The sequence below is a fragment of the Streptomyces sparsogenes subsp. cuspidosporus genome, assembly GCF_039532705.1.
Taxonomy (GTDB): Bacteria; Actinomycetota; Actinomycetes; order Streptomycetales; family Streptomycetaceae; genus Streptomyces; species Streptomyces sparsogenes.
Window position 1 is genome coordinate 21,951 of sequence record NZ_BAAASD010000065.1, and the last position, 10,518, is coordinate 32,468.

Annotated in this window: 9 protein-coding genes and 1 pseudogene; 6 read left to right on the top strand and 4 right to left on the bottom strand. The window is 73.4% G+C overall.

Features of this window, described 5'->3' with window-relative positions:
• The first annotated feature begins 320 nt into the window (after positions 1 to 320).
• Complete coding sequence (locus tag ABFY07_RS39905) at positions 321 to 719, top strand: hypothetical protein (RefSeq protein ID WP_346179158.1); 399 nt, start codon at positions 321 to 323, stop codon at positions 717 to 719.
• A 93-nt stretch (positions 720 to 812) separates the two neighbouring features.
• Here the strand turns inward: ABFY07_RS39905 and ABFY07_RS39910 are convergent, their stop codons facing one another.
• The 3 genes from ABFY07_RS39910 to ABFY07_RS39920 form a co-directional block, all read right to left on the bottom strand.
• Positions 813 to 1,514, bottom strand: coding sequence for a gamma-glutamyl-gamma-aminobutyrate hydrolase family protein (locus tag ABFY07_RS39910; RefSeq protein WP_346179159.1), 702 nt, complete (start codon positions 1,512 to 1,514; stop codon positions 813 to 815).
• Positions 1,515 to 1,579: 65 nt separating this feature from the next.
• Positions 1,580 to 3,076: an ethanolamine permease gene (gene eat / locus ABFY07_RS39915; RefSeq protein ID WP_346179160.1), complete on the bottom strand. Its 1,497-nt coding sequence runs from the start codon at positions 3,074 to 3,076 to the stop codon at positions 1,580 to 1,582.
• 99 nt (positions 3,077 to 3,175) lie between these two features.
• Positions 3,176 to 4,012, bottom strand: a complete 837-nt coding sequence (locus ABFY07_RS39920) for a FadR/GntR family transcriptional regulator (RefSeq protein ID WP_346179161.1) — start codon at positions 4,010 to 4,012, stop codon at positions 3,176 to 3,178.
• Between the two features lie 92 nt (positions 4,013 to 4,104).
• Here ABFY07_RS39920 and ABFY07_RS39925 point away from each other — a divergent pair, with 92 nt between their 5' ends.
• From ABFY07_RS39925 to ABFY07_RS39940, 4 genes are all read left to right on the top strand, one after another.
• Complete coding sequence (locus tag ABFY07_RS39925; protein WP_346179162.1) at positions 4,105 to 5,472, top strand: glutamine synthetase family protein; 1,368 nt, start codon at positions 4,105 to 4,107, stop codon at positions 5,470 to 5,472.
• A gap of 11 nt (positions 5,473 to 5,483) precedes the next feature.
• Positions 5,484 to 6,866 carry an aldehyde dehydrogenase family protein gene (locus ABFY07_RS39930; protein WP_346179163.1) on the top strand — a complete coding sequence of 461 codons (1,383 nt, stop codon included), beginning with the start codon at positions 5,484 to 5,486 and terminating at the stop codon, positions 6,864 to 6,866.
• 1 nt (position 6,867) lies between these two features.
• The gene (locus ABFY07_RS39935; RefSeq protein ID WP_346179164.1) at positions 6,868 to 7,668 is read left to right on the top strand and encodes a 3-oxoacyl-ACP reductase; all 801 of its coding nucleotides are present in this window, start codon (positions 6,868 to 6,870) and stop codon (positions 7,666 to 7,668) included.
• Positions 7,669 to 7,742: 74 nt separating this feature from the next.
• Positions 7,743 to 8,738, top strand: coding sequence for a DUF2510 domain-containing protein (locus ABFY07_RS39940; protein ID WP_346179165.1), 996 nt, complete (start codon positions 7,743 to 7,745; stop codon positions 8,736 to 8,738).
• 67 nt (positions 8,739 to 8,805) lie between these two features.
• Here ABFY07_RS39940 and ABFY07_RS39945 read toward each other — a convergent pair whose 3' ends face one another.
• Positions 8,806 to 10,014, bottom strand: coding sequence for an alanine racemase (locus ABFY07_RS39945; protein ID WP_346179166.1), 1,209 nt, complete (start codon positions 10,012 to 10,014; stop codon positions 8,806 to 8,808).
• A 212-nt stretch (positions 10,015 to 10,226) separates the two neighbouring features.
• Between ABFY07_RS39945 and ABFY07_RS39950 the strand changes: the two are divergent.
• Positions 10,227 to 10,518: pseudogene (locus ABFY07_RS39950) on the top strand (hypothetical protein); the annotation flags it as partial.

The window sequence follows — 10,518 nt, forward strand, 5'->3', positions numbered from 1 at the left end:
GGAGCTCTCTCCGGCGGGCCGATCGCCCATTCCGCCCCCAGCGCATCTCCCGCACCCTCCGGCCGACGACGACCGGCCCGGAGGGCACGGCCACCACCGCCCGGATCTCCGGCGCCGAGGTGGGCGGGGAGCGCTGAGGCCGGCCGTGCTCGCAACCATCGCATCCAGGAGTTGACCACGGTTGTGCCAGCCTCTTATATTCCTCGCGGCAACCACTCAGCAGGCAAATGTGCCGCACTCAACTCCGGTGTATGGCAAAGGCGTTGAAAGTGCACATCCCCGGGCACACTGCTTCGCTTTGTTTCCTCTTGGGGAGTGACATGAAGTTCCGCAAAACCCTCAGCGCGTTTGCCGTGGCCGTTGCCGCGGCGGGTGTGCCCCTGCTCGGCGCACCCACTGCCGGGGCGGCCACCACCGCTACCTGGGACAATCAGCTGCACACCAACGACGGCGACCCGGGCGGCCGGGTCCGCTTCAGGGCGGCCGGCGACGTCATGGAGCTGTGCGACATCGAGGCCGACGGTTGGAAGGTCAACCTGGAGGTCTCTGGCTACCACTATTACGACGCGTTTTCCGTGGGCGGAAACGGAAACTGTGTCACTCACAGTGCCTCGAATGGCCACGACTTGACGGAGGGCGCGGGCTACTCCATCAAGATTTACCTCAGCAAGTCCGGCCACCCCTACGAGTACGAAGACTCGGCCGTGTTCTGGGCGTAGTCGGCGTCCTCTCTTCTCTTCTGATCGGGCCCGCCGGAGCTGCTCCGGCGGGCCCGATCGCCCATAGCCGGGGATCGGCGAGGTGCCGGACGTTCAGTCCCTTGCTGTGGCAGCCGCGTCGACCAGCGCCCTCATGACCCGCACATCTTCCCCGGCTTCGGGATGCCACTGCACCCCGAGCACAAAGCCCGTGTCTCCCGGCAGCTCCACCGCCTCCACCGTCCCGTCCTCCGCCGCGTGCGCCGAGACCACCAGCCCCTCGCCGAGGCGGTCCACCGCCTGGTGGTGGTACGTCGGCACGGACACCGCGTCCGGCGTGATCCGGGCCAAAAGGGTGCCCGGGACGGGCTTGACCTCGTGGTGTTCGAAGACGCCCGGCGGGCCCACGTGGCCCTCCAGGTGCTGGACGAGCGTGCCGCCGAGGGCGACGTTCAGGAGTTGCATGCCACGGCAGATGCCCAGCAGGGGCAGGCCCGCCGCCAGGGCCGCATCGATGAGTGCCAGCTCCCAGGCGTCCCGTTCCCGCGCGGGCGGGCCCGTGCGTTCGTGGGGTTCGGCGCCGTAGCGGAGGGGCTCGACGTCGGGGCCGCCCGCGATGACCAGGGCGTCGAGGCGGGAGACCACGGAGGCGGCCGAGGTGGGGGCGTCGTCGGGGGGCAGCAGGGCGGCCAGGCCGCCCGCGCGCTGGACGAGGCGGTGGTATCCGGCCGGGAGCAGGGCCGCGGACTGGTGCCAGACGCCCCAGCGGACGGATGACTCCAGGTAGGTGCTGACGCCGATGAGGGGCTTTGACAACGGGGGTCCAATCTTTCGCCGACCGGGTCTTTCGCCGGTCCGGGTGGTCTCAGTCGCGGGACAGCTCAGTCGCGGGACAGCTCCGCCTCCGCCTCCGCGAGCGCCGCGAACTCCTCCTCGGGGGCCGCAGCCACCAGACGGTGCCGGCTGTAGAGGGCGAAGTAGGCGAGGGCCACGGCGTAGACGCCCAGCGCGATGAAGGCGGCGTCCTTGTCCACCAGGAAGGTGGCCACCAGGGCGGAGCAGGCCAGGACGAAGGCGACGGACGAGGTCAGCACCCCGCCCGGGGTGCGGTAGGGGCGGTGCAGGCCGGGCTCGCGGCGGCGGAGCACGATGTGGGAGAGCGACATCAGGGCGTAGGAGATCGTGGCGCCGAAGACCGCGACGTTGAGCATCCGGGCGCCGTCGCCGGTGGCCGCGGCCAGGGCGAAGCCGAGCGCGCCGGGGACCAGGAGGCCCAGGTAGGGGGCCTTGCGGCGGCTGGTGAGGGAGAGGAAGCGGGGCAGGTAGCCGGCGCGGGAGAGGGCGAACAGCTGCCGGGAGCCGGCGTAGATGAGGGAGAAGAAGGAGGCGACGAGGCCGGCCAGACCCGCGTAGTTGACGATGCGGGACAGCGTGGTCGCGTGGCCGTCCGGCTGGAGCGCCTCGACGAGGGGGTTGCCCGCGCCCTGGACCGCGTGGGCGCCGCGCGCGCCGGTCGCGGCGAGGAAGGTGAGCAGGGCCAGCACCAGCAGGATGCCCACCGACCAGGCCATGGCCTTCGGCAGGGTACGCGCCGGGTCGCGGGTCTCCTCGGCGGCGAGCGGTACGCCCTCCACGCCGAGGAAGAACCACATGCCGAAGGGGAACGCCGACCAGATGCCGAGCAGCCCGAACGGCAGCCAGGAGCTGGCGCCGAGGGCCGAGTGGTCCACGGGGATGTCGTCGAGGGAGCCCGAGTGGAAGTCGGTGAGGGCGCCGAACGCGAAGATCAGGAGCGCGGCGACGGCGACGGCGGTGACGATCAGGCTGAAGCGCAGGGCCTCGCCGACGCCCCACAGGTGGATGCCGATGAAGATGACGAAGCAGGCCAGGTAGACGGGCCAGCCGGACTCGAGGCCGAAGAGCCCGAGCGATTCGACGTAGTCGCCGATGAAGATGGAGATCGCGGCGGGCGCCAGGACGTACTCGATGAGGATGGCCGTGCCGGTCAGGAAGCCGCCCCAGGTGCCCAGGGCGCGCCGGGCGAAGCCGTAGCCGCCGCCCGCCGTGGGCAGGATGGCAGCCAGCTCGGCGAGGGCGAAGACCATGCAGGTGTACATCAGACCCATCAGCACGGCGGCGATGGCCAGGCCGCCGAAGCCGCCTTCCGCCAGGCCGAAGTTCCAGCCGGAGAAGTCGCCGGAGACGACGTAGGCGACGCCGAGCCCGGTCAGCAGCAGGGGGCCCGCGCTCCCCCGGCGCAGGGTGCGGCGCTCCAGGTAGGCGTCCTCGCCGGAGGCGGGGCCGCTCCCCGGCGGGGCGCCGGCGGCGGCGCCGGGCGGGCTGGGGGAGATGCGCGGGGACTCGGTTCCGTCGGCCATGGGTGCTCCTGGTCCACACGAGAGGCGAGGGCAATGGTTTGGACGCATACCTTTGCCTCGGTCGGTGCCCCCGCGCAAGACCTCTGCGTAAAACGTGGGTCAATCCGTCGTTCGATCCGCCGGGCGCGTGCCCTCCCGCGCGTCGGTCAGGAAGCCGCGCAGCAGCGCCGCCGTGCCCTCGCAGTGCTCCCGCATCACCTCGCGCGCCCCGTCCGCGTCCCCGTCGAGCACCGCCTCGACCAGCGCCGTGTGCTGGGCCTGTGAGTGCTCCAGGTTGCGCACCAGCAGCGGGATGCGGTCCAGCAGGTCGTTGACGGTGGCGCGGACGGCCGCGTACTGGGCGGCGAGCGACGGGGAGCCCGCCAGCTCGGCGAGCGTCAGATGGAGCAGCGTGTCCAGCCGCCGGTAGTCGGCGAGCGGGGCGTCCCGGGTCGCGTCGAGGGCGGCCCGCAGCCGGTCGGCCTGCTCGGCGGTCAGCCCGTGGGCGGCGCACAGCCCGGCCGCGCCCACCTCCAGGACCTCGCGGAAGCGCAGGGTGTCCTCGACGTCCACCTCCCGGACCCGGCGCAGCAGCGCGTCCCCGCCGGCGGCGTCCGGTTCGGGGCGGGCCCGCACGAAGGTGCCGCCGTAGCGGCCGCGCCGGCTCTCCACCAGCCCCTGGTCCGCCAGGACCTTCAGCACCTCGCGCAGCGTCACCCGGCTGATGCTCAGCCGCTCGGCCAGCTCCCGCTCGGCCGGGAGCCGCTCGCCCTCGGGGACCAGGCCGAGACGCAGGATCCGGAGTATCTGCTCCAGCGCCTCCTCGAAGCCGTTGCCGGCCCGCACCGGCCGCAGCACCGGAGCCAGCCGGTCGCCCGCGCCGCCGCCCCCGGCTTGGCCCGTGCCGCCGTCCGTGGTGGTGCCCGCGGCGCCGCCGCCGCTTCCGTCGCCGTTCATGGAAACTTCCGCCCCCACTTCCCAATCAATGGTCTACCGGAATACCTTATGGCTCCCGCCGCACCGAGTCGTACCCGACAGGAGGCACCACCGTGGCTGACCGCACGCCCCCGCTCTCCGTCGACGAGTTGAGGAGACTCGTCGACACCGGAGAGATCGACACCGTCGTCCTCGCCTTCACCGACATGCAGGGCAGACTCCAGGGCAAGCGGTTCGCGGCCCGATTCTTCCTCGACGACGCCCTGGAGCACGGCACCGAGGGGTGCAACTACCTCCTCGCCGTCGACGCCGACATGAACACCGTCGACGGCTACGCCATGTCCTCCTGGGAGCGCGGCTACGGCGACTTCGCCATGCACGGCGACACCGCCACCCTGCGCCGCACCCCCTGGAACCCCGGCACCGCCCTCATCACCGCCGACCTGGCCTGGCACGACGGCTCGCCGGTGCTCGCCTCCCCGCGCCAGATCCTGCGCCGCCAGCTCGACCGGCTCGCCGAGCGCGGCTGGACCGCCTACGCGGGCACCGAGCTGGAGTTCATGGTCTTCAAGGACACCTACGAGCAGGCCTGGGGCGCCGGCTACCGCGGGCTGACCCCCGCCAACCAGTACAACATCGACTACTCCGTCCTCGGCACCGGACGCGTCGAGCCCCTGCTGCGCCGCATCCGCAACGAGATGGGCGCGGCCGGGATGACCGTCGAGTCGGCCAAGGGCGAGTGCAACCTCGGCCAGCACGAGATCGCCTTCCGCTACGACGACGCCCTGACCACCTGCGACCAGCACGCCGTCTACAAGACCGGCGCCAAGGAGATCGCCGCCCAGGAGGGCATGGCGCTGACCTTCATGGCCAAGTACGACGAGCGCGAGGGCAACTCGTGTCACATCCACCTCTCCCTCCGCGACGAGTCGGGCGCCCCCGTGCTCGCCGACGACGACGGCCCGTACGGCATGTCCAAGACGATGCGCCACTTCCTCGCCGGACAGCTCGCCGCGATGCGCGACTTCACCCTCCTCTACGCGCCGAACATCAACTCCTACAAGCGCTTCCGCCCCGGCTCCTTCGCGCCCACCGCCGTCGCCTGGGGCCCGGACAACCGCACCTGCGCGCTGCGCGTCATCGGCCACGGCCCCTCCCACCGGCTGGAGAACCGCCTCCCCGGCGGCGACGTCAACCCGTACCTCGCCGTCGCCGGCATGGTCGCGGCCGGACTGTACGGGATCGAGGAGGAGCTGGAGCTTCCCGAGGTGTGCACCGGAAACGCCTACAACGGCGACGCCGAACACGTCCCGGCCACCCTGCGCGACGCCGCCGAGCTGTGGCGGACCAGCCCCATAGCGCGGGCCGCCTTCGGCGAGGAGGTCGTCGAGCACTACCTCAACATGGCGCGTGTCGAGCAGGAGGCCTACGACACCGCCGTCACGGACTGGGAGCGCTTCCGGTCCTTCGAGCGCATGTGAGGAACCACCCCGTGAGCAACGAGCACCCGCACGAGCACCAGGTACTCAACCCGGCGACCGAAGAGGTCGTCGCCACCGTCCCCGCCGCCGGCCCCGCCGACGTCGACACCGCCGTCACCCGGGCCGCCCGGGCCCAGGCCGGCTGGGCCGCCCTGGCGCCCGGCGACCGGGCGCGGCTGCTGCGCCGCTTCGCCGCCGCCGTCGACGACCACCTCGAGGAGCTGGCCCTCCTGGAGGTCCGCGAGGCCGGACACCCCCTCGGCAACGCGCGCTGGGAAGCGGGCAACGTCCGCGACCTGCTGGAGTACGCGGCCGGGGGAGTGGAGCGGCTCGGCGGCAGCCAGATCCCCGTCCCCGGCGGACTGAACGTCACCTTCCAGGAGCCGCTCGGCGTCGTCGCCGTCATCGCGCCGTGGAACTTCCCCATGCCGATCGCCGCCTGGGGCACCGCCCCCGCCCTCGCGGCCGGCAACGCCGTCCTCCTCAAGCCCGCCGAGACCACCCCGCTCACCGCCCTCCGGCTGGCCGAACTCGCCCTGGAGGCCGGGCTCCCCGAGGACCTCTTCCAGGTGCTGCCCGGGGCCGGCCCGGTCGCGGGCGAGGCGCTGGTCGAGCACCCCGGCGTGGCCAAGGTGGTCTTCACCGGGTCCACGGCCGTCGGCAAGCGGATCATGGCCAAGTGCGCGGCGGGCGTGAAGCGCGTGACCCTCGAACTCGGCGGCAAGAGCCCCAACATCGTCTTCGCCGACGCCGACATCGAGCTCGCCGCGCGCTCGGCACCCGGCTCGTTCCTGGACAACACCGGCCAGGACTGCTGCGCCCGCAGCCGCATCCTGGTCCAGCGCGGCGTCTACGACCGGTTCATGGAGCTGCTGGAGCCGGCCGTGCGGTCCGTCGTGGTGGGCGACCCGGCCGAGCCGGACACCGCCATGGGCCCGCTGATCTCCGCCGCCCAGCGCGAGCGCGTGCGGTCCTACGTCACCGAGGACGCGCGCGTCGCGATCCGCGGCGAGGCCCCGGCGGGCAAGGGCTTCTGGTACCCGGCCACCGTCCTGGAGGGCGTCGGGCCCACCCACCGCGCCGCCGTGGAGGAGATCTTCGGCCCGGTCGCCGTCGTGCTGCCCTTCGAGGACGAGGCCGACGCCGTCCGTCTGGCCAACGCCACCGAGTACGGCCTGTCCGGCTCCATCTGGACCCGCGACGTGGGCCGCGCGGTGCGCGTCTCGCGGGCCGTGGCCGCCGGGAACCTGTCCGTCAACTCGCACAGCAGCGTGCGCTACTGGACCCCGTTCGGGGGCTACAAGCAGTCCGGGCTCGGGCGGGAGCTGGGCCCCGGCGCGCTGGCCGCCTTCACCGAGACCAAGAACGTCTTCATCAGCACCGAGGAGCAGTGACATGACCGAGACCCCCAACACCCCCGAGGCCCCGGTGTGCCGCCGCCTGGTGGGCCGTACCGCCGTCATCACCGGCGCGGGCAGCGGCATCGGCCTGGCCACCGCGCGCCGCCTGGCCGCCGAGGGCGCGCGGGTCGTGTGCGCCGACATCGACGAGAGCGCGGGCAAGGCCGCCGCCGACGAGGTCGGCGGGCTGTACGTCCGGGTGGACGTCACCGACCCCGAGCAGGTCGAGGCGCTGTTCAAGACCGCGTACGAGACCTATGGCTCGGTCGACATCGCCTTCAACAACGCGGGCATCTCGCCGCCCGACGACGACTCGATCCTCATCACCGGGCTGGACGCCTGGAAGCGGGTCCAGGAGGTCAACCTCACCTCCGTCTACCTGTGCTGCAAGGCCGCGCTCCCCTACATGCAGCGGCAGGGCAGGGGGTCGATCATCAACACGGCCTCCTTCGTGGCCGTCATGGGCGCCGCGACCTCACAGATCAGCTACACGGCGTCCAAGGGCGGGGTGCTGGCCATGTCGCGCGAGCTGGGCGTGCAGTTCGCCCGCGAGGGCATCCGGGTCAACGCGCTGTGCCCCGGGCCGGTCAACACCCCGCTGCTGAAGGAGCTGTTCGCCAAGGACCCCGAGCGCGCCGCCCGCCGCCTGGTGCACGTGCCGGTGGGGCGCTTCGCCGAGCCGGAGGAGATCGCGGCCGCGGTCGCCTTCCTCGCCAGCGACGACTCCTCCTTCGTCAACGCGGCGGAGTTCCTCGTGGACGGCGGTATCGCGGGGGCGTACGTCACCCCGGTGTGACCGGGCGGGCGGGGGCCGGCCAGGCAGGTGCGGTGTACGGGGGCGACGTGTGGTCATAAGGTGACGCCGTGAGCATGACGACACCCCCGGGCTGGTACCCGGACCCCGGCTACACCGGCCCCGGCCCCGCCCCCGAACGCTGGTGGGACGGGTTCGCCTGGACCGAGCACACCCGTGAGGCCCCGGGGCCGACGAGCCAGACGTTCGGCCCGCCCGTACCCGTCTACCCGCCGGGGGAGCCCGGCGGCCCGGCGGGGCGGGGCCGCGGCCCGAAGATCGCGGCGGCCGTCGTCGTGGCGGCCGTCGTGGCCGCCGCCATCGCGGGCGGCGTCGCGCTGCTGGGCGACGACGGCGGGTCCGGAGACGGCGGCGACCGGGCCAAGCCCCGGCCGACCGCCACCGCGCCCGCTCCGGACGGGGACGACGGCGGAAGCGGCGACGGGGGCGGCTTCGGCGGCGGCGACGGCGCCTCGCCGACCGGCCCCTCCGAGACCCCCAGCGCCCCCGCGCCCACCGACGACCCGACCGTCGCCGAGGACGCCCTGAACGGCATCGGCCTGCCGGTCCCGGACGGCTGGGAGGAGACCCGCAGCAGCTCGGGCGGCGCGGGCATCACCACCGAGGACCGCTACCCCTGCCCCAACGACCCGGGCAGCCAGTGCCTGCGCGGCGGTGTCTTCTCCATGCCGGCGGCGGGCTACAAGGCCAAGACCGCCAAGGGCATCGCCAAGGAGGACATCGAGCAGGCCGCCGAGAGCTCCTACGGCACGAACCCGCAGAACAAGCGGGAGTCGTACGGCGGGATCACCTCGCACAAGCAGCTCAAGTCGGAGGCGGTCACCGTCGCCGGGCAGAAGGGCTACCTGGTGCGCTGGAAGGTGATCACGGAGAAGGGCCCGGACGGCTATGTCCAGACGGTGGCCTTCCCGTCCCCCCTCCTGCACGACACCATGGTCGTGGTGCGCTTCGGCTTCGACGTCAGCGACAAGGCGCCGACGCTGTCCGAGATGGACAAGATCGTGAAGGGGATCAAGGCGCTCGGCGACAACGGCGACGGCCAGTCCGTCTGAGCCCGGCGGCCGCGCGTACCGTCCGGCCCGCGTTCGCGCTCATGGGGAGGGACTCACGGGTACGAGCTCACAGGTACGTGCGGCCCTCGCCCCGGTAGGTGGGCACCGAGTCCACCACCCGGTCGCCGTCGACCAGATGCAGCACCTCGAAGCGCTCGCACAGCTCCCCGGCCTTGGCGTGCCGGAACCACACCTTGTCGCCGATCAGCAGGTCGTCCGCGGGCGAGCCCAGCAGCGGGGTCTGCACCTCGCCCGGGCCCTCCATCGGGTCGTAGGCCAGCCCCTGCGGCAGATACGGCACCGGCAGCCGGTCCCGGCCCGCCGCGCCCGAGGCCGGATAGCCGCCGCCGAGCACCGTCACCACGCCCACGCCCGGCCGGCGCACCACCGGCTGGGCGAAGAGGGCCGCCGGGCGGCCGCGGAAGGACGTGTAGTGGTCGAACAGCCGCGGCTGGTAGAGCCCGGACCCGGCGGCGATCTCGGTCACCGCGTCCTCGGCGGCGGTGTGCTGCACGCTGCCCGTGCCGCCCCCGTTCACGAACTCCAGGTCCGCCACCGCCCGCACGGCCCGCACCGCCGCCGCCCGGCGCCCGGCCAGCTCCCGGCGCGCGGTGGACTGCATCAGCCGGATCGCGCGGGACCGCAGCGGCCGCCCGGCCACCGAGTCGCCCACGCCCGCCACATGGCCCTCGTAGCCCATCAGCCCGACCACGCGGAAGCCCGGGCGGCGCTGGACCGCCTCCGCCAGCTCCGCCAGCCGGGCCGGGTCGCGCAGCGGCGAGCGCAGCGCGCCGATCCGCACCCGGCCGCCGAGCAGCCGCAGGGAGGTGTCCAACTCCAGACAGACCCGGACCTCTTCGGTGCCCGCGCGAACACTCTCGATCAGCTCGATCTGGCTCATGTCGTCCACCATCACCGTCACGGCGGCCGCGAGCTCGGGATCGCCGGTCAGCGTCGCGAACCCCTCCCGGTCGGCGGACGGATAGGCGAGCAGGACGTCCTCGTACCCCTCGCGCGCCAGCCACAGCGACTCGGCGAGCGTGAAGCTCATGACCCCGGCGAAGCCCTCCTTGGCCAGCGCCCGGTCCAACAGCGCGCGGCACCGCACCGACTTGCTCGCCACCCGGATCGGCTTGCCGTTCGCCCGCCGCACCAGACCCCGGGCGTTGTCGTCGAAGGCCCGCAGATCGACGATCGCCAGCGGCGCCTCGAGATGGGCGGTGGCCCGGTCGTACCGGGCGCGGTCGGCGGAGAGGGCAGCGGGATGCGCGGACATGGGCGAAGCTTGCCAGACGGCCGTTACCACCGGGTAGAGGGCGGCCGGTGCGGATGGCGCCCGGCGACCCGTAGAGTGTCGCGCACACCACGACCGGCAGGTCAGCGGCGTGATGTCCGCATACCGTCCCGCCTGCCCGAAAGGCCGACGGGAGGGCGCGCGGCCGGGTGCGACCAGGTGAACACGTCTTCCGAGGGTGCGAGGGGGTGCAGGTGAGCACCGAAGCGGAACAGACACACATCGCACACAGCCCCCCGCCCCGCCCCGCCCGGGGTCCGCACGCCGCGCCCCCGCCGCGCCCCGCGGCGCCCCCGGGCGCCGCCGCCAAGGCCGCGCCGCCGGTCGACCCGGACACCCCGATCCTGGGCGTGCCGCTGCGGACGCCGCGCGCGCATCCGGGCGCCGGCGCGGGCATATCGCGGGCGCGCCCCACCGGCCTCCCCCCGCGCCGCGCCCCCGCGCCGCCCGCCGCCGCCCGTCCCGCCACCGCGCCGCCCGCCGCCC